This is a genomic window from Haloarcula amylolytica JCM 13557 (assembly GCF_000336615.1).
Taxonomy (GTDB): domain Archaea; phylum Halobacteriota; class Halobacteria; order Halobacteriales; family Haloarculaceae; genus Haloarcula; species Haloarcula amylolytica.
Genome location: NZ_AOLW01000006.1, coordinates 361,235 through 379,859 on the forward strand (window position 1 = coordinate 361,235; position 18,625 = coordinate 379,859).

At 64.4% G+C, this 18,625-nt stretch carries 21 protein-coding genes; 13 read left to right on the forward strand and 8 right to left on the reverse strand.

The window, feature by feature from the left end; all coding sequences use genetic code 11:
* Window positions 1–32: 32 nt before the first annotated feature.
* The 3 genes from eif1A to C442_RS02140 all read right to left on the reverse strand — a co-directional run bounded on the left by eif1A (window position 33) and on the right by C442_RS02140 (window position 2,087).
* Window positions 33–320, reverse strand: a complete 288-nt coding sequence (eif1A, locus tag C442_RS02135) for a translation initiation factor eIF-1A (RefSeq protein ID WP_004516096.1) — start codon at window positions 318–320, stop codon at window positions 33–35.
* A gap of 122 nt (window positions 321–442) precedes the next feature.
* Entirely contained in the window at window positions 443–571 is a 129-nt protein-coding gene (locus C442_RS22815; protein ID WP_275039401.1) for a hypothetical protein, read from the reverse strand.
* Complete coding sequence (locus tag C442_RS02140; protein ID WP_008307436.1) at window positions 564–2,087, reverse strand: aldehyde dehydrogenase family protein; 1,524 nt, start codon at window positions 2,085–2,087, stop codon at window positions 564–566. Before C442_RS02140 ends, C442_RS22815 begins: the two co-directional genes overlap by 8 nt.
* Window positions 2,088–2,276: 189 nt before the next feature.
* On the opposite strand from C442_RS02140, the gene C442_RS02145 reads away from it, so the two are divergent.
* On the forward strand, window positions 2,277–2,993 hold the full coding sequence (locus C442_RS02145) for a helix-turn-helix domain-containing protein (protein ID WP_008307437.1): 717 nt from the start codon (window positions 2,277–2,279) through the stop codon (window positions 2,991–2,993).
* Between the two features lie 32 nt (window positions 2,994–3,025).
* Here C442_RS02145 and C442_RS02150 read toward each other — a convergent pair whose 3' ends face one another.
* Window positions 3,026–4,063 carry an RNA-guided endonuclease InsQ/TnpB family protein gene (locus tag C442_RS02150; RefSeq protein WP_008307438.1) on the reverse strand — a complete coding sequence of 346 codons (1,038 nt, stop codon included), beginning with the start codon at window positions 4,061–4,063 and terminating at the stop codon, window positions 3,026–3,028.
* Window positions 4,064–4,372: 309 nt separating this feature from the next.
* Between C442_RS02150 and C442_RS02155 the strand changes: the two genes are divergently transcribed.
* Window positions 4,373–4,846 (forward strand): hypothetical protein, encoded by a 474-nt coding sequence (locus C442_RS02155; RefSeq protein WP_049942766.1) that lies wholly within the window; start codon window positions 4,373–4,375, stop codon window positions 4,844–4,846.
* On the opposite strand, the gene C442_RS02160 is transcribed toward C442_RS02155, so the two are convergent.
* Window positions 4,843–5,679 (reverse strand): proline dehydrogenase family protein, encoded by an 837-nt coding sequence (locus tag C442_RS02160; protein WP_008307440.1) that lies wholly within the window; start codon window positions 5,677–5,679, stop codon window positions 4,843–4,845. The two genes, C442_RS02155 and C442_RS02160, sit on opposite strands and share 4 nt — an antisense overlap.
* Window positions 5,680–5,750: 71 nt before the next feature.
* Window positions 5,751–6,722 (reverse strand): proline racemase family protein, encoded by a 972-nt coding sequence (locus C442_RS02165; protein ID WP_008307441.1) that lies wholly within the window; start codon window positions 6,720–6,722, stop codon window positions 5,751–5,753.
* A 140-nt stretch (window positions 6,723–6,862) separates the two neighbouring features.
* Here C442_RS02165 and C442_RS02170 point away from each other — a divergent pair, with 140 nt between their 5' ends.
* The 8 genes from C442_RS02170 (at window position 6,863) to C442_RS02205 (ending at window position 13,471) form a co-directional block, all read left to right on the forward strand.
* Window positions 6,863–8,167: an ABC transporter substrate-binding protein gene (locus C442_RS02170; RefSeq protein ID WP_008307442.1), complete on the forward strand. Its 1,305-nt coding sequence runs from the start codon at window positions 6,863–6,865 to the stop codon at window positions 8,165–8,167.
* A 30-nt stretch (window positions 8,168–8,197) separates the two neighbouring features.
* A complete protein-coding gene (locus C442_RS02175) occupies window positions 8,198–9,115 on the forward strand; it encodes a branched-chain amino acid ABC transporter permease (protein ID WP_008307444.1) in 918 nt (305 codons plus the stop codon).
* Window positions 9,112–10,221 carry a branched-chain amino acid ABC transporter permease gene (locus C442_RS02180; RefSeq protein ID WP_008307446.1) on the forward strand — a complete coding sequence of 370 codons (1,110 nt, stop codon included), beginning with the start codon at window positions 9,112–9,114 and terminating at the stop codon, window positions 10,219–10,221. Before C442_RS02175 ends, C442_RS02180 begins: the two co-directional genes overlap by 4 nt.
* A complete protein-coding gene (locus tag C442_RS02185; protein ID WP_008307448.1) occupies window positions 10,214–11,026 on the forward strand; it encodes an ABC transporter ATP-binding protein in 813 nt (270 codons plus the stop codon). The genes C442_RS02180 and C442_RS02185 overlap by 8 nt, the downstream gene beginning before the upstream one ends.
* A complete protein-coding gene (locus tag C442_RS02190) occupies window positions 11,023–11,745 on the forward strand; it encodes an ABC transporter ATP-binding protein (protein WP_008307449.1) in 723 nt (240 codons plus the stop codon). Before C442_RS02185 ends, C442_RS02190 begins: the two co-directional genes overlap by 4 nt.
* A gap of 91 nt (window positions 11,746–11,836) precedes the next feature.
* Window positions 11,837–12,730 carry a DMT family transporter gene (locus tag C442_RS02195; RefSeq protein ID WP_008307450.1) on the forward strand — a complete coding sequence of 298 codons (894 nt, stop codon included), beginning with the start codon at window positions 11,837–11,839 and terminating at the stop codon, window positions 12,728–12,730.
* Window positions 12,731–12,776: 46 nt separating this feature from the next.
* A complete protein-coding gene (locus C442_RS02200) occupies window positions 12,777–13,187 on the forward strand; it encodes an SCP2 sterol-binding domain-containing protein (protein WP_008307451.1) in 411 nt (136 codons plus the stop codon).
* Between the two features lie 38 nt (window positions 13,188–13,225).
* Window positions 13,226–13,471 carry a DUF7470 family protein gene (locus C442_RS02205; protein WP_004590621.1) on the forward strand — a complete coding sequence of 82 codons (246 nt, stop codon included), beginning with the start codon at window positions 13,226–13,228 and terminating at the stop codon, window positions 13,469–13,471.
* Between the two features lie 11 nt (window positions 13,472–13,482).
* Here C442_RS02205 and C442_RS02210 read toward each other — a convergent pair whose 3' ends face one another.
* Both C442_RS02210 and C442_RS02215 read right to left on the reverse strand, forming a co-directional pair.
* A complete protein-coding gene (locus C442_RS02210; RefSeq protein WP_008307454.1) occupies window positions 13,483–14,529 on the reverse strand; it encodes a sensor histidine kinase in 1,047 nt (348 codons plus the stop codon).
* A gap of 116 nt (window positions 14,530–14,645) precedes the next feature.
* Window positions 14,646–16,622, reverse strand: coding sequence for a DUF460 domain-containing protein (locus tag C442_RS02215; protein WP_008307455.1), 1,977 nt, complete (start codon window positions 16,620–16,622; stop codon window positions 14,646–14,648).
* A gap of 244 nt (window positions 16,623–16,866) precedes the next feature.
* On the opposite strand from C442_RS02215, the gene C442_RS02220 reads away from it, so the two are divergent.
* The 3 genes from C442_RS02220 to C442_RS02230 all read left to right on the forward strand — a co-directional run.
* Window positions 16,867–17,427 (forward strand): sugar O-acetyltransferase, encoded by a 561-nt coding sequence (locus C442_RS02220; protein ID WP_008307456.1) that lies wholly within the window; start codon window positions 16,867–16,869, stop codon window positions 17,425–17,427.
* A 98-nt stretch (window positions 17,428–17,525) separates the two neighbouring features.
* Window positions 17,526–17,873 (forward strand): thioredoxin family protein, encoded by a 348-nt coding sequence (locus C442_RS02225; protein ID WP_049942774.1) that lies wholly within the window; start codon window positions 17,526–17,528, stop codon window positions 17,871–17,873.
* Between the two features lie 62 nt (window positions 17,874–17,935).
* A partial coding sequence (locus C442_RS02230; protein WP_008307460.1) for a glycerophosphoryl diester phosphodiesterase membrane domain-containing protein occupies window positions 17,936–18,625 on the forward strand: 690 nt, incomplete at its 3' end.

Below are 18,625 nucleotides of genomic sequence, written 5' to 3' on the forward strand. Positions count from 1 at the left end.
TCCGTCGAGCCCGCGGCCAGATACATGTCAGGCTACTCCTGGATGTGCCCCTCCTCGCGCAGTTGGTCGGCGTCCTGTTTCTCATAGCGCCATGTGATGTCGGCTTTCTCGTCTTGCCAGTCCCAGGGTTCGACGAGGACTACGTCGTCTTCGCGTATCCAGATCCGCTTTTGCATCTTGCCCGGAATCCGGGCTGTGCGCTCGACGCCGTCCATACAGCGTACCTTGACGCGGTTCGCGCCAAGCATGTCCATGACGACGGCGAACACCTCGTCCTCTTCCGGCATCCGCAGGTTCTTTCTGCTGTCGTTGTCGCTCATAGACGGTACTTCGACGGGGAGAGGTTTAAGGTTTGGAAAAGTTGGACCGAGAACCCGGTCCGTGGCCCCCGTGACGGTGTGGGACAGACGCTGGGGCCGTACGGAAAAGCGATGTCGTCGCGTCAGTCAGCGCCGAGACAGCCGACCCACGAGCAGTCGGTGCAACTCTCGATGCCGGTCGCCGTCGTCGTCTCCCCGCGACAGCGCGGGCAGACGGAGCCGACCTCCGGCGGCTGGACAGACTTACTCATCCGTGATGATGTCCGCCGACAGCCCCTGTGCCATCTCGATGTCCTTGGAGTTGTTCAGCGTCCAGGCGGTGCGCTCGGTGACGGCCTCGATGACCTCGCGGCCGCTCGGGAGGCCGTTGCCGGACTTCTTGACGCCGCCGAAGGGCAGGTGGACCTCCGCGCCGATACACGGGAGGTTGCCGTAGGCGAGGCCGATTTCGGCTTCGTCGCGGAACTGGTTGATCTGGCGGTAGTCCTCGGAGATGATGGCGCCGGCGAGGCCGTAGTCGACACTGTTGTGCATCTCCAGTGCGCGGTCGAAGTCACCGGAGTATTCCAGCAGCGCGACGTGGGGCCCGAACACTTCCTCGTTGATACAGCGCAGGTCCTCGTCGTAGTCGATCTCGTAGACGAACGGGCCGACCCAGTGGCCCTCCTCGTGACCCTCGGGAATCTCTTCGGCACCGAGGTCGGCGCGGTCGACGAGCACATTTGCGCCCTCCTCGCGGGCGAGGTCGTTGTAGCGTTTGAACTTCTCGACCTGGTCGTCCTCGATGAGCGGCCCCATGAAGGTGTCTTCCTCCAGCGGGTCGCCGACGGCGATGTCCGCGGCGATGTCGACGAACCGCTCCTTGAACTCGTCGTAGAGGTCCTCGTGGACGATGAGCCGCTCCGAGGAGACACAGCGCTGGCCGGTCGTCTTGAAGCTGGACATCACGGCCGAGTGGACGGCGATGTCGAGGTCGGCTTCCTCCGTGACGATGACGGCGTTCTTTCCGCCCATCTCGCAAGCGGCGATCTTGCCGGGTTCGCCGCCGACCTTGGAGGCGATCTTGTGGCCGACTTCCGCGCTCCCGGTAAAGAGGACCGTCTCGACGCGGTCGTCCTCGACGATGGCGTTGCCGGCGTCGCCGTAGCCCTGCACGAGGTTGAACACGCCGTCCGGGATGCCCGAGTCCTCGAACATCTCGGCGATGATGTGGGCACACCACGGCGTCTGCTCGGCGGGCTTCCAGACGACGGTGTTGCCCTCGACCAGCGTCACTGCGAGGTGCCAGAACGGGATGGCGACCGGGAAGTTCCACGGGGTGATACAGCCGACGACGCCCTTCGGCTTACGCCGCATGTAGGCGTCTTTGCTGGCGATTTCGGACGGTACCACGTCGCCGTGTGGATGGCGGGCGTTGCCGGCGGCCCACTCGACCATGTGCCAGGACTCGGTCACGTCGGCCAGCCCTTCGCTGATCTCCTTGCCACACTCCATGGTGACGATTTCGCCGAGTTCCTCGTGGCGGTCACGCAGCTCGTGGTAGATGTCCCAGAGGTACTCCGCGCGGTCGATGTGCGAGAGCGAGCGCCACTCGTCGTACGCGTCCTCTGCCGCAGCTAGCGCGCGGTCGACGTCGTCTTCGGTCCCGCGGTGGAACGAGGCGAGCGCCTCGCCCGTGGCCGGGTTCTGACTTGTGAACGTTTCGTCGCCGGTGCCTGTCGTCCATTCACCGTCGATGTAGTGTCGCCGTGAGTCGTCTGTACTCATGGTAGGTACTGTACGCGTCCCCCACCAATATGTTCCACCGTCCATGGTCAGGGGGCCGGTCGTAGCCTGATATGTCATTTACAATCCGGCATTATCTCCCATGGTCGGTGTTCCCCTTATGAACCGCACCTTTATCTGCGTCCATATCGTGACTGTCTTTAGCACCCCTTCATACGGAGGGCGCCCAGTATGAGTGAAGCACAATCAGAACACGGGGGACTCCAGCTCACCCTGAGCATCTGGCATCCTGACTGCTGGACCCTCGAAGTCACCGATCAGACCGCGGCGGGCCTGTTGGCTCACGGCGTGTACAACACGCAGAACGGCAGCGTGAAGGGCCTGTTTACGGCGTACGCAGACAGTATTAACGACGTCGAGGACCTCATCGACGCGACCCGTGATTCGTCGTTGACCGACTCCGTGCTGGAGTTACGCGAGCGCCACGGCGCGACTGGCACGGGCTCGTCGCCGGGGAACACGACCCGCGAGCTGTTCGTCGAGTACGACCCGGACAACACCATCAGCGACAGCCTCCTCTCGCGGGGGTTCATCCACAACGACCCGGTTCGGGTCCGTCACGGTCGCGAACACTGGCCGGTGTTTTTCCCGGACTCCCGCGACGAGGCCGAGTCGCTCCTCGACGAGATCCGCGAGGAACAGTCGGCCGATATCGAAGTCACGCGAATCACGTCCGCCGGCGGCGGCAATCCGCAGCAACTCCGGCGGATGGACCGGCTCTCGGACAGCCAGCGCGAGGCGTTCGAACTCGCCAGACAGGAGGACTACTACGCGTGGCCGCGGGGCATCTCGACGCGCGAACTCGCGTCGAAACTCGGCGTTTCGAAGACGACGCTGCTCGAACACCTCCGGAAAGCAGAAGCGAAACTGCTCGACCCGGACCAGTAGCCACAGCGAGAGTGGCGTGAATCGCCTCGGGGTCAAGCCCCGAGGCTTCCCGTTTCCACGACGCGCTTTGCAGACACACGCTGAAAGTCAGGTGTGTCCGTAGGGAGCGCAGTCTCCACGGGCGTCTCTTCGGGCCATCCCAGCCCTAGTTCAGAAAAGCCTCTCTGCAAGACGTTCATCGCCGCGTTCGCGTCCCTGTCCGTCTCGAATCCGCACGACGGACAGGAGTGCTCACGCACCCAGATGGACTTCGCTGTCTCCACACCACACGACGCACATTCTTTGGTGGTGCCTCGCGCTTCGACCTGCACGACGTGACAACCGTACAGGTCGGCCTTGTAATCAAGGAGAGTGATGAACTGTCGCCACGCCGCGTCCTGCTTGTTGCGAGCGTTGTGCGACTGTTCCAACATTCCCTTCACGTCCAAATCCTCGACAAACACCGCGTCGTACTCACGGACGAGCCACGTCGTAATCTTGTGCTGGTAGTCCAGCACCTTCTGCCGAATGTGACGCTTGACCTTCGCCACTTCCCGACGCTGTTTCTCGTAGTTGTTCGACCCTTTCTGCTTCCGTGAGAGCTTGCGTTGCTCGCGGCGGAGTCGCTCGTACTCGTCTTCGAGGTCGAGCCAATCCACCGTCTTGCCGTCGCTGGTGTGGACGTAGTTGAAGATTCCGAGGTCGATACCCACGCTGTTGCTTGAATCTAACTCGTCCAGCGCGGGTTTCTCGGGCAGGGCAGCGTCGTCGGTTTCGAGACCGAAGGAGACGAACCAGTCACCGGTCGTCTCTTTTTTGACCGTGACTTCTTTGATGTCCGCTTCGTCAGGGATTTTGCGGTGGTAGCGGATTTTGATGTCTCCGATTTTGGAGAGCCAGAGTATCGCGTGTCGGCCACTCGTGTTTTTGAGTTCGAAGCCGGACTGCGAATACGTCATACTCTGGAACTCCCGAGGTGACTTCCACTTGAGCTTCCCCACCTTGTTCCCGTTCTGTTTCTGCTCGGAGAGGCCGTCGAGGTTCTGGTAGAACCGTGTGACGGTTCGTTGCAGAGCCTTCGAGTTGACCATGGTGGACTGGGAACTGTGCTCCTTCACATCAACCAGATGGATGGCTCAAATACGTTCTTGAATGTCCTGAAACCGTTTACCATTGGAGCCGCTACTGCCACGTGTGCCATGGGGATAACACGCCGTCATTTCGTGCAGGCTCTCACCAGCATCGGGGCGGGGCTTTCCACAGCTGGTTGTTTCGCTTTCGACGGGGCTGACTCAACTGAGACGCCGGCAGCCACAGCGACGCCGACGCCGGCCACTGGATGGGCGATCCAGATTCCGGAAACGCCCCCGAACGTGTCCTGCTCGGCCGCTTCGAGACCGATGGCTGAGCCAGTCGACCGGAAGGGGGCGCTTGCTCCCCGTGGGTATCCCGGGCGGCCGCCATCGGAGCCGGCAGGCGAGGGTGCGGTGGAGTACGCCACTGCGTTCGAACTGGCCTACCGGCAGAACGCCGAGATGCTAGCGAACAGGGACATGACGACTGACGGCCAGTCCGACAGCTACCTGACCCAGTTCGACATCTCTGTCCAGGATTTCTGGGTCGCCTCGGGGCCCGCTAATTCGGCCGTCGTCCGACTGCAGTACGTCGGTTCCGGGACGATTCACCCCGGTACGAACTTCGACTATATAACCCAGTACGTCACGTACTATATCAGTTCGACGCGAGTTGTCCGGGCCAGAACGACGCGAAACGATTTCGATGGGGCCGACGCGCTGGACCCCGACCCCTGGGAGAACGGGAACCCGGTTGCCTGTTTCGAGGGGGAGGGCCGTACACCGTCGAAGTTACTCTAGCTCAGCACGGCCCGGACAGCGAACAGCGCGTTCTCCTTGCGCTCGCGGACGCGCCGGTAGAAGTAGGAGAACCACTTGTCGCCGTAGGGGATGTACTGCCACATCGGGACGCCCTCCGCGGCGAGGTCACGCTGGGCGTCGTCGCGGACGCCCATCAGCATCTGCACCTCGTAGTCAGTGCCGTACTCGTCGTGGAGGTCCTTCGCGTAGTCTATCATCGCCGGATCGTGGCTGCCGACGCCGATGCCGCCATCGAACTCCTCGAACATCAGTTCGAGACAGTCGCGGTAGGCTTCGTTGACGCGCTCTTTTTTCTTGTAGGAAACACTCTCCGGCTCGGAGTAGGCCCCCTTGACCAGCCGGACCTTCCCGGGAAGAGGCGCGAGCCGTTCGAGGTCCTCGGGCGTCCGCTTGAGGTTCGCTTGCGTACAGACGCCGACGCCGCCCTCATGGTCCGTGACGAGTCGCTCGTACGCGTCGAGGGTCACGTCGGTCGTCGTGTAGTCCTCCATGTCGACCCAGACGAAGACGCCGTGGTCGTCGCCCGCCGCAACGATCCGTTCGAGGTTCTCGACGAACACGTCGTCGCCAACGTCGAGGCCGATCTGCGAGGGCTTGACCGAGATAGCGCAGTCGAGGCCGCTCCTGTCAATTTCTTTGACTAACTCGATGTACTGGTCTGCGTCCTCGTCGGCGGGCTGGCGCTCGTCGTAGTGTTCGCCTAACAGATTTAGGATGCCCTTGACGCCGTCGTCGTTGAGCGAAGCGACGTGGTCGAGCGCCCCCGGGGCTGTCTCCCCGGCGACGAAGTTGTTCGCTATCGGCGGAATCATTATCGAAACTACGCCACTATATAGGCCTAAACGCACCCCCTACCAAAAAAATCCCATCTCAAGACCTGAAATTAAGTGAGTGTGAAACTGCCGAGCGTATCGTCGTCGTCCCGGTAAAACGTGTGCTCGCCCGTGATATGCGCTGTACCCGAAACGACCGGGCTGGTCACGGTGACACCGCCGTCGACGTTTGTCTCGCTGATATACCCCTCGAACGCCGACCCCGCCGGGCCGGTCACTTCGACACGCTCGCCAACAGCGAGGTCACCGTCGACGTGGTGAAGCGTCAACCGCGCACACGTCCCCGTCCCACAGGGAGAGCGGTCGATAGACCCGTCGGCGAACACCACACAGCTCCGGCTGCTGTCGCCTCCGGCGGTGAGTTCGACTGCCGAGACGGTCACTGACGAACCGGTGACCGGGTCTTCGGGTGCGACGTCGTTGACTGCTCGGCGGAGTGCCAGTGCGGGCTCGATACACTGCGTGGCATCCTCGCCGTCGAGCGTGACACCCAGGCTCTCAGCGTCGACGACGGCGAAGTAGTTCCCGGAATAGACGATACGAGCCTCGACCGGGACACCGTCCTGTTCGACGGAGACCGTCTCACAGACGTAACTGTCGACGTTCTCGAACGCGACGCGGCGGACGACGCCGTCAGCTATCTCGACCGTCACGTCGACCAGCCCGGCCGGGGTTTCGACGGTCATTTCCCGCGTTTCGGGGAGTTCGCCCCGTTCGACGAGTGCGGTCACGACCCCGATGAGGCCGTGGCCACACATGTCCAGATAGCCGTCAGTGTCCATGAAGAAGACCCCGAGGTCGGCCCGGTCGGTTGGCACCGGGACCGCCCCGAACATATCCGCGTGTCCGCGGGGCTCCTGCATGAGGAGTTTTCGGACGCCGTCTGCTGTGGCTGCGAACCGGTCGCGTCTCTCCCGGACGGTCTCTCCGGCGAGTGTGTCGGCCTCGATGCCGTCGAGTACGATGCGCGTCGGCTCTCCGCCCGTATGCGTGTCTACCGTGATAAACTCCGTTCGTTCCATAGCCGTAGCGATACTCTATGCGGGAAAGGCGTTCCAGAAGTATTAATTGACGGCTTTCCGTACGCCGTCCAGAACAGGGTGCCTACCATGGACGGTGACAGGGTTATACAGGGACTTACGAAAAAGGATATCAGTATACCATGAACGACCATGACAAGCGCTCGATCGACAGGCGAAGCGTAATCAAAGCCGCTGCCAGTGCCGGACTCGTCGGCCTCGCCGGTTGTTCCGGCGGTGCTCCCGAGGACGGTGATGGGGGTGACGGCGACGGCGGTGACGGCGGTGACGGCGAGTCGACGGACTCCTCGACGGACTCCAGTTCCGAAACCTACACCATCGGGATGGTCGACAGCCTCTCCGGGTCGCTGTCCGCGTTCGGCCAGCGGAACCAGCGCGGCAAGGAGATCGCGCTCGACGACATCAACTCGGTCGGCGTCGGTGGCGGCGAACTGGCTATCTCACAGGAGGACGACCAGAGCACGAGTCAGGGCGGGGTCAGCGCGGCCCAGACGCTCGTCAATCAGGAGGAGGTCCCGCTGCTCATCGGGACCGTCGGGAGCGGTGTCAGCACGGCCATCCACGAGAGCGTCGTCCAGAACACGGACGTCGTCCAGATCAGTCAGAACAGCACCAGCCCGAACCTGACGAACTTCCCGGACCTGCTCCGGATGCCGCCGGCCGGCAAGGCACAGGCGGAGGCGATCTCGACGCTCCTCGACGAGGACGACAACGAGTCCGCCGCGCTGGCCTGGATTAACAACGATTACGGGCAGTCTGTCGGCGAGGCCTTCGTCGATGCCTTCGACGGGGAGATCGTCTACAACGAACCCCACGACCAGGGGCAGTCCTCCTACAGCAGCACCATCTCCTCGATGGCTGACACCGACGCCGACGCGTGGGTGTTCATCACCTACCAGCCGGAGTTCGCGACGATGTCTCAGGAGGCGTTCGACCTGGGCGTCACCGACCAGGCCGCCTGGTACGGCGGCGACAGCGTCAAAGGGCCGAAGGTCCTCGAATCCGCTCCCGAGGGAAGTCTCAATGGAATGAAAGCAGTGGTTCCGAGCGTCCCACAGGACGCCGAGAACTACCAGGGGTTCGTCTCGGAGTTCGAAGAGCGCTTCGGCGAGGAACCAACGTCGTGGTCGGCGTACGCCTACGACGCGGTGGTCGTCAGCGCACTCGCTATCGAAGCCGCCGACGAGTTCACGGGCGCGGCACTCAGTGAAGTCGTCCGGGACGTGACCCGTCCCGAGGGCGAGGAGGCGACCACGTACGCGGACGCGCACGAGATTCTGGCGAACGGCGGCTCGCCGTCGGACGTGGACTACACCGGCGTGAGCGGCCCGATCGACCTCGACGAGAACGGCGACCCTGTCGGGTTGCTACAGGTGTTCGAGGTCGTTGACCACGCGTACGAATCCGCCGGCTTCATCGAGGGCTAAGGCGGCCACGACTCTTTCCCATTTTCACCAATGGCGCAGATATTACAGTACCTGGCAAACGGGCTCGTTTTCAGTAGTATCATCATCCTCGGGAGTATCGGGCTCTCGCTGGTCTACAGCATCGCCGACTTCGCGAACTTCGCACACGGCGATACGATGACGCTGGGTGCCTACGGGGCACTCGTCGCGTTCGGCGTGTTCGGCGGTCTCGGCGGCACCGTTCTCGGTCTCCCGATCGGGTTCTTCATCGCCCTGGCAGTCGGAATGGCGCTAGCGGCCGTCGTCGCTGTCCTCACCCATATTCTCGTGTACAAGCCCCTCGATACGGATTCGATTGGGTTGCTCATCACGAGCATCGGCGTGGCGTTCGTCTACCGCGCAGTGCTACAGGCGTCTTTCGGGACGGACTTCCTGCAGTACGATATCCGCCGCAGCGGGCCGATTCCGGTGTTGCTGGACACGCTCGACGTCGCAGTGACACAGCGCGACGTCGCAATCATCGTCAGCGCGGCGGTACTCGTCGTCGCTCTGCACCTCTTGCTCCAGCGGACGACGCTGGGCCGGAAGATGCGTGCGACGGCCGACAACCCCGACCTCGCACGCGTGAGCGGCATTCGAACCGACCGCGTCATCCTCGTCATGTGGGTCGTCGGCAGCGCCCTGGCCGCCGCCGGTGGCGTCTTCCTCGCGCTGTACAGCCAGCTCGACCCGCGCATCGGGTTCAACATCCTGCTGGTCGTGTTCGCCGCGGTCATCCTCGGCGGCATCGGCTCGGTGTACGGTGCGATGCTCGGCGGGCTGCTCATCGGGATGCTCCACGAACTGACGCCGCTGCTCGGTGATATCGGCCTCCCGATCAGCAACGCCTACGCGCCGGCTGTCGCGTTCGTCATCATGGTCGCAGTCCTGCTTGTTAGGCCCCGCGGCATCGCGGGTGATATGACATGAGCACGCTCGATGTCGGTGGGTATTCGCCCCGGGAGAAAGGCGTCGCGGGGCTGCTCGGCGCGCTCGCCGCGCTCCTGCTCCTTGCGGTCATCACCGGCTTCCTCGCCCCGGCGTACCTGCTGTATCTCGTCGGGCTGTCGGCGATGTATATGCTCCTCTCGATGGGGCTGAACGTCCAGTGGGGGTACGGTGGCATGATCAACTTCAGCGTCGCGGCCTTCTTCGGCCTCGGCGCGTACGGGACCGCGTTGCTGACGGCGTCCGGCTCGCCGATATCCGGCGGTGTCAGCCCCATTGTCGCGCTGTTCGGCGGTCTCGGTCTCGCCGCGGTGCTCGCAGTCATCATCGGCTATCCGACGCTGAAACTCCGCGACGACTACCTCGCAATCGCGTCGCTGGGGCTCGCGGAGGTCGTCCGTATCTTCATCCTCAACGAATCCCAGTGGACGGCGGGCAGCGCCGGGCTGACCGGCATCCCGCTGTTTTTCTCCGACTGGCCCGTACTCGGCGACCTGACCTACCCCTACGTGTTCAACGTGGGCGGGACCTCGCTGTTCTACATGAGCCAGTCGGTCGTCACCAGCGCGCTGAACGTCGTGCTGGTCACGGTGATCGTCGCGGCCGTCTACCTGTTCCTCCGGCGCATCCACCAGTCGCCGTGGGGCCGCGTCCTGCGAACCATCCGGACCGACGAGGACCTCGCGGAGACGCTGGGCAAGAACACGTTCGCGTTCAAGATGCAGGCCTTCGTTATCGGGAGCCTCATCATGGCGCTCGCGGGCGTGTTCTACTCCCACCTCGTGTTGTTCGTCAGCCCGCAGGACCTCCAGCCGATCACGACGTTCTACGTCTGGGTCGCCGTCATCCTCGGCGGCACCGGCAGCGACCGCGGTGCGATGCTGGGCGGGTTCACTATCGTCGCTATCCAGCAGGGGACCCGATTCATGACCGACACCGGCGCGCTGCCCATCGGCGCGGCACCGCTCCGGCTCATGCTGGTCGGCCTGCTCATCATCTTTATCGTCAGGCTCCGCCCGGAGGGGATTCTCCCGCCGGAGCGCGAACTCATCTGGCCCGACTCGCTGGGCGGTGGTCGCAATGAGTGAGCAGTCACTCGTCTCCGACGGCCCGATTCTCGGGAAGGAGGACCCCGTCCTCCGTGCCGAGGGCCTGGAGAAACGCTTCGGCGGCCTCGTGGCGACGGACGACGCGTCCATCGAGGTCGAACGCGGCACCATAACGGGCCTCATCGGTCCGAACGGTGCCGGCAAATCGACGCTGTTCAACCTCGTGTCGGGCTTCTACGAGCCCGATGCGGGCTCCGTCGCGGTCAACGGCGTCGACGTGACCGGAAAGAAGCCTCACCAGATCGCCGATCAGGGGATGATCCGGACGTTCCAGACGCCACGCAAACCGGAGGGAATGACCGTCCGGGAGGCGCTGTTGGTGGGACCGCACAACCAGACCGGGGAGTCGATTATTCCGCTGTTCACCTCGCCTGACACCGTCGAACAGGAGGAACGGCGCTCGCTGGAACAGGCCCAACAGATGCTCGAACGGTTCGAGATCGGTGACCTGGCCACCCAGCCCGCGACGGACCTCTCGGGCGGGCAGATGAAACTGGTCGAACTGGCCCGCGGGATGATGGCCGAACCCGACCTGCTCCTGCTCGACGAGCCCGTCGCCGGCGTCAACCCCGTGCTGGCCGACAAACTGGCGGGGTTCATCGAGGAACTCAACGAGGAGGGCATCACCTTCCTCATCATCGAACACGACATGAACTTCATCATGCGGCTGGCCGACCCGATTATCGTCCTCAATCAGGGGAGTGTCCTCGTCGAGGGGCCGCCCGAGGCGGTCCGGAGCGACGAGCGCGTCATCGACGCCTATCTGGGAGGGCCGTCGGAATGACCGACCCGATCCTCACCGTCGACGGCGTCGACAGCGGCTACGGCGAGGTCCAGGTGCTCGACGACCTCTCGCTGACGCTCGGCGAGGGGGAGATTGCCTGCCTCGTCGGCCCGAACGGAGCCGGCAAGTCCACCGTCCTCAAGACGGTGTTCGGGATGCTGGAGCCCTGGACTGGCTCGGTCCGTCTCGGCGACCGCGAAATCGGCGGGATGGCTCCCGAAGACATCGTCCGCATCGGCGTCGGCTACGTCCCACAGACCGAGAACGTGTTCGGCTCGCTGACCATCGACGAGAACCTCCGGATGGGCGGGGTCGCCCGCGACGGCGGCCTCGACGAGGTCGTGGCCGAACTGTACGACCGGTTCCCCATCCTCGACGACAAGCGTACCGCGAACGCGAAGACGCTGTCTGGCGGCCAGCGGCAGGTGCTGGCCTTCGCCCGCGCGCTCGTGATGGAACCGGATGTGCTCCTCATCGACGAGCCGAGCGCCGGGCTGGCACCGAACACCGCCAAGGAGGTGTTCGACGACGTGGAGACGGTCAACGAACTGGGCACGTCTATTCTGATGGTCGAACAGAACGCTCGGGAGGGGCTGGGCATCTCCGACCGCGGGTTCGTCCTCGATCAGGGGACGGTCAAGTTCGAGGGCGAGGCGGACTCGCTGCTCGATGACCCCGAAGTCTCCCGGCTGTATCTCGGCGGCGAATCGCGCCGCTGATACCACCACCGTTCCAGTTTCGAACCAACGACACACTACCTATGCATCTGATGCCATCTCTCTCCTGTCGCCCAGTTGCGACTGGCCGAATATGATGAGCCGGCTGGACCGAACGATTGGCGTGCTTGCGCCGCTTCTGGCCGCGGTCCTCTGGGGCGGCATGTACGTCGTCAGCAAGTGGGGGTTCGGGGCGATTCCGCCCGTCACGCTGGGGTTTCTCCGCGTCGCTATCGGGGCAGTACTACTGGTCGCCGTCGTCAAATCCACGGTGGCCACTCGCTCGCTGACCCGAGCCGACTGGCGTGGGTTCGTCGGTCTCGGCGCGCTGGTGACCGCGACCATCGTCACGCAGTTCGTTGGGACCGACCTGACGACCGCCAGCCAGGGGTCGCTTCTCACCGTCGCAACGCCGGTCGCCGCACTCTTGCTGGCCGCCGTCGTCGTCGACGAGCGACTCACCCGTGCGAAAGCCATCGGTGTCGGCCTCGCAATCGCGGGCACGGTGCTCGTCGTCGTGGACAGCGGTCTCGACGGAACGCTCGACCCGGCGGGCGTCCTCGCGCTGCTCGGTGCTGGCGTCGCGTGGGCCGCCTACACCGTCTGGGGCAAACCGCTCGTGGCGCGGTTCTCGGCCCTGGAGACCGCTACCTACGCCACCGTCACGGCGACGCCGATGCTCGCGGTCCTGTCGGCCGGCGAACTGTGGCTACTTGGCCGCCCGATCAGTTCGCTGCCGACGGACCCGGCAGTACTCGGCGCGGTCGCATATCTCGGCGTGTTCGCTACCGCGGCGGCGTGGTACCTCTGGTACAAGGGGCTGGAATACGTCGACGCCGGCACCGTCTCGGTGCTGTTTGTCGCCCAGCCACTGGTCGGGACCGCGCTCGGCGCGGCCCTGCTCGGCGAGCGGGTCGGCCCATGGTTTCTGGTCGGGGGCAGTCTATTGCTCGCCGCCGTCGTGGTCGTCGGCCGGGCGCGGGCGTAGTGGCGGAGGACAACACAGAAAAGCCCCCCTTGCATACCGCCTGCCAATGACTGTGACGCTGCCGACCGAGGCCGATGACTGGGCTGCCGCGTGGCGCGACCGGATAAACGACCGGTCCGAGTTCGCCGACAGCGCCGACGACTTCACCGCTGTATTCTGTTTCGAAATCCGCGCCGACAACGCCTACACCGGTGAACCGATACAGTTCGTCGTTGTGATCAAGGACGGTGTCTGTACCGCCGCCGGAACGGTCGCAGACCCCGAGTACGACTTCGCGTTCCGTGGCCCCTACAGCGAGTGGGTCACGATGCTGCAGGGCGACCTCGACATCTCCGCCGCCGCGATGGACGGAACCTTCGACGTCGAGGGCGACACGATGCGGCTGCTGCGCCGTCAGGACACTATTGCCGAGATGGTCGCGGCGGCACAGAACGTCGACACCGAGTTCGAGTACTGACCGACGGGCTTTTGTCCGCCCGCTTGGCCTACACGGGTATGTTGGATAAACTCGGTGCGGTTGGTATCGGCGGCATCGTCGTGTTGCTCGCCGGCATCGGTCTGGTCGCGTGGAAGGCACCCATCGTCGCCGTCGGCATCGCCCTAGTCGTCGGTGGTCTCGGGCTGGTCGTCTACGGTCTCGTCACGAGCCTGCTCGGCGCGTTCGGACTCGGCGGCGGGATGGGCGGGATGGGTGGCGGCGGCATGGGCGGTGGCGGCATGGGCGGCGACGGTATGCCCTGACGCGAGCGCGACTAACAGGCGGTGTCCGCATCGACGTCGAACTCGAACCGCGCGCCGTCGTGTTCTCCCGCTGTGGCACGTACTGTCCAGCCGTGGGCCTCGGCGATTGTCCTGACGATATAGAGGCCGAAGCCGGTCCCGTCAGCCGCCCGTGACGCGCCCGGCTCGAACACCCACTCCCGATCGTCGGGGTCGATGCCCCGACCGTCGTCCTCGACCGCGAAGCCGTCGGGCGTCGGCACGACACGAACTGTTATGCCGGTCGCGTCACCGTCGCGTTCCTCGCCAGACGCGCGTTCGTCGCGTTCTGGGCCGTGTGTGACGGCGTTGGCGAAGACGTTCTCGAACAGCCGAAGTAGTCGCTTTGCGTCGGCCTCGACCAGTACCGACGGCGGCGGTTCAAGCACCGCGCTGTCGGTCTCGACGTGGGCCCACGCCGTCGTTGCCACGTCGGCGATATTGATAGTCCGCTTGTCGGCCGCCAGCGTCCCCTCCTTGGTCGCGGTCCGCATGTCGTCGATAATCGCTTCTAACCGTCCCAGCCCGTCTCTGGCGGCTTCGATACGATCAGGCGACAGCTCCCGGGCTGCGAGTTCGAGGTGGCCGCTGGTGACGGCAAGCGGCGTCCGGAGGTCGTGTGCCAGGAGGTCGGCGAACTCGGTGAGCCGTTCGTTCTGTCGCTTGAGATGCCACTCACGTTCACGCCGGTCAGTGATATCGCGACCCACACCGCTGAATCCCTGAACTGTGCCGTCGTCCGCCGTGAGAAGCCGACCGCTGAGTTCGAACGTCACCACTCCCTCCGTCGTCTCGGCTCGCGCTTCGACGGTTGCTTGCCCCGAGTCGAACACCTCCTCGATGGCTGCTTCAACGGCTGGACGGTCGTCAGCGACGAAGAACTCGGTCGGGTCCGTTCCCGACAGTTCGCTGTCCGTCAGGCCAAACAGTTCGTTCAGTCGGGCGTTCCAGTAGGCAAGCCGGCCGTCCGCGTCGTAGACGTAGAAGACATCGCCGAGCGTTTCGAGTGCGGCCGCCAGAACACGACACTGGTCATCCATGCGAGAGAGAGGTACCCGAAGGATATAACCACTCAGTACAGACGGCTCGTCGGCGAGTCAGTGACACGCCGAACGGGTTCCATACAGCTACTGTCCGCCGACAGCCCGGACAGCGCCTAGTTCTCGCTTGTCGGCCGGTCGGCCCGGTGTTCGCTGATGATCTGGTCGACCATCTCCGCGTTCTGTTCCTTCCGGCGGTCGGCGGCGCGTTCCTCCCAGTCCTCGATTGCGGCCTCGATTTCGCCCTCGCGGGCGACGGCCAGTTCGTCGACTTCCTGCACGGTGACCATCTCCGCCGGCGCGACGGGGATGTCGTTGTCGAACAGGACCTGATCGGCGATATCGGAGAGATTGCCGTTCCGGAGGACGATTTCCGGGTCGATGTCGGCCAACTGCTGCGCCGTCGACCGGCCCGCGCCCGAGGCGTCCCGGAACATGATGATGTCGTCCTCGACGAGGCCGAACCGCTCGTCGGCGTCCGCGATGGCGTCCCTGGTGAACTGCTCGACCACCTTGACCGGGGTCAGTCCCTCCTGTTTCTCCGACACGTCGGCGAAGTTCGAGTGGTCGAGCTTCCACAGCGCCTTCAGCCGGTCGAGCTTGTCGGAAAGCGCCTCGCGTTTTTCCTCCTCTTCCTCGACTTTCCGTTCGAGGGCCTCGTTGCGTCGCTGTAGCCGCGTCACCTCGCGGTCTTTCCTGACTTCGCGCCGGCCCTCGCTGCGGGCCTTCTCCAGCTGTTTGTCCTTCTCGGCGAGCTGGTCGTCCTTGCGCTTGATCGTCTCTTTGAGGTCGTCGACGTGTGATTCGAGCCGTTCGATGCGGGCGTTCAGCCGCTTGATTTCCTTCTCGTCGTCGGTGAGTTCCCGCGGTTCGTGGGCCGTGCCGTCCTCGTCCTCGCTGTCGTCGTCTTCGAGGTCCCGCAACACCGTTTCGACGCTCTCCTCGCCGGCGACGACGCGGTCGATGACCGGCCCCACGTCGTGCTGTGGCGGCACCTTGCTCGCGACGCGCTCGAACTGGTCGGCGTGGTGGTCGAAGGCGTAGAGCGCGGCGGCCATCGCGTCCCGCTCGTGGTCGTTGTCGTAGGCCTCCTCGCGGGTCCGGTGTTTCTTCTCGTCGACCGGGAGGTCCGTGTCGGGCTCCCAGCCCGCGGCGCTAAACGAGCGCCGGAGCTTCTCGACGGTTTCGGGCATCGGCGTCACGTCGGCGGCGACGACCACGGGGCGCCCGCGTTCGATGATCCACTCCGTCGTCGCGGCGGCGTCGTCGGTGCGCGAAGAGTACACGTCCAGTACAGTGCCGTCGAGGGAAACGATGGCGACAGCCGTCGTCGTCCCGGGGTCGACGCCGACGACGACGTGGTCGCGCCGCTTCGCCAGCGGCTTGAACTCGATGCCGTCCCGCCGCTGGCGCTCGATTTCGACGCGCGTATCGCCCGAACGCGCTCTCGATACGGGGATCTCCTGCGGTCGGGCCGACACCTGAAACACGGCGTTGGAGAAGCCGCCGTACTTCTCGGTCACGTCCCGTTCGTACTCCAGACCGGCCGCGTCGAGTTCGGACTCGATTTCACGGGCGCGCTTCCGGACTGCGCCGTGGATGCGCCGCGTGTAGCGGTCCTCGGACCACCCGCCTTTCCCGGTCGAGCGGCCCCGCGAGACCTTCACCTCCGTCGTGTCGGTGAACGCCGACACTTCCTGACCGACGTTGGCAGCGGCCAGTCTGGCTGCGGCTTCGGCTTCCTCCATCGGGTCCTTGCCGTAGGGGACGCCGTGGCGCTTGGCGACCCGCGAGAGCGGTTCCGGCCGCTCGTCGCCGGTCACCTGCACCAGTTTCGTCTCGTCGGGGAGCGACCCGAGGACGTGGATCAGGGCGTCCTTGTCCTCGGCGAGTTCGTACATGTTGTCCGTCGCGACGATAGCCGGCTCCTCGTCGTCGATGCGCCGGCGGAGCTTCCGCCGCGAGACCACGTCTCGCTCGACTGATTCCCCGTCGAAGACCACCAGCGCGTACGACGGCGCGTCACCGCGCACGTCGCCGCTCTGGATGTCGACACCGAAGACGACTGCGTCGAGCGCTGCCGTGCGGTTCACGAACCATGGTAGGCGACGGTCGACTATAAATCCGTTCCGGGCTAGCAGTATGGGCACTGTTTCGGTACGTGAGTGAGACTTCGAACAGCCAGAAAGCCCCACCCCGCGTGGATTGTTCAACTGGCTTGCGGAGGGGGTTATTGTTCGGGATTGCCAACCCCAACACCTCTTATCAGGGCGCTCCGACGGCCCACTATGAGTATCCCTCGCTACGCAGTGAGTGACACTTCGGAGGCTGGTCGCCATGTCCTCTGAGAAGGAGAAGATGCTCGCGGGCGAGCGCTACGACGCGAGCGACCCGGAACTCGTCGCCGCCCGCGAGCGGGCGAACGAACTCACCCGGGAGTACAACCGGACTGACCCGTCGGCGGCCGACACCAGACAGGCGCTCGTCGAGGACCTGTTCGGCTCCGTCGGCGCGGACTGCCACGTCGAACCGCCGTTCCGGTGTGACTACGGCGACAACATCCACGTCGGCGACGGCTTTTACGCGAACTTCGACTGCGTCGTGCTGGACGTGTGCCGGGTCGATATCGGCGACGACTGCCTGCTCGGGCCGGGCGTCCACATCTACACCGCGACGCACCCGCTTGCCCCGGCCGAACGACGTAGCGGCGTCGAGTACGGGAAGCCGGTGTCTATCGGTGATAACGTCTGGGTCGGCGGCCGGGCAGTCATCAATCCGGGCGTCACTGTCGGCGACGACGCCGTCATCGGGTCCGGCGCTGTCGTCACTGACGACGTTCCCGCTGGCGTCGTCGTTCAGGGGAACCCCGCGTCGGTCGTGCGGGAGATCGAGGACTGACGGCCACGCACAGCAACCGCGGCTGAGCGGCTGTGACCCGTCGCGGGGTTCTTCGCGCTGTGGCACGTACTGACTGTATGGACACCACGACCGAAGATATGGACACGACAACGGAACACGGCGTTCGGACGGTCGAAACGCGGGACGAACTCGACGACGTGCTGGCGACGGCCGACCGCGTACTGGCGATGGTTCGGACAAGCGGCTGTACAATCTGCAAGTCGATGGAGCCGATACTCGACATCGCCGCGAAGGCCACCGACGCGACAGTAGTCGTATTCAATCCCGAACGCGACCTCGATGCCGTCGACGCGTTCGACGTCCGGAGCGTCCCGACGCTCCTGCTGTTTGCCGACGGGGAGCTTATCGACCGCCGTGCCGACGGGTTCGTCCCGGCCGAGGAGCTAATCGAGTTCGTCGAAAGCGGGTCGGAATCGGACGCGTGAACCGAGTGGCTTTCTCACACTGAGACAACACTTATGCCCCCGCTTGTCGAAGCGCTCCCCTGATGGCCCTCCAAATCGGCTCCGTCCTCGAAGAGGCGGGGTATCGGCTGTTCAGTCGTACCGGCGCGATACTACTCGTAGCGTTTTTTGCCCTGATGGCTAGCTTTCAAGCACTGTTCAACACAATCCTGGCGACGACCTACGCCAGAATGGGATACGGTGAGATTGCCGCAGCCCTGCCGCTGACCCTCGACATCTCGCTCAATGTCGCTGGTGCCGGTATCGCCATTGGCTCTGTGGTCTCACTGTATCTCACCATCGTGTCCTTCCGGACGTTCGCTACCGGAACACGCGACAGTTTCCCCGAGGGAGCGTTCACGCGGAACGTGCCGCTAGCGATGGTGAACGTGCTTGTTGGCGGGATCGTCTACGGCCTACTGGTGTTCGTCGGGTCGGTCCTGCTCCTCATCCCTGGCATCTTCGCCTACGTCGCGTTCATCTTCATGATGCCGTACGTCATCGTCGAAGACCGGCACTTCGTCGCGGCGCTCAAGGAGAGCTACCGGCTCACCGAGGGCGACCGACTGACGCTGTTCGGACTGCTGTTCATCGTTATTGCCGCCGCGGCGCTCGTCGGCGGTATCGTTGGGCTCGTCGGCGCGCTGGCGCTCCCACAGCCGGCCGCGCAGTTGCCGACCGTCGTCATCCAACCCCTGGTGTCGCTGTACCTGTCTCTTATACACATCTCTGAT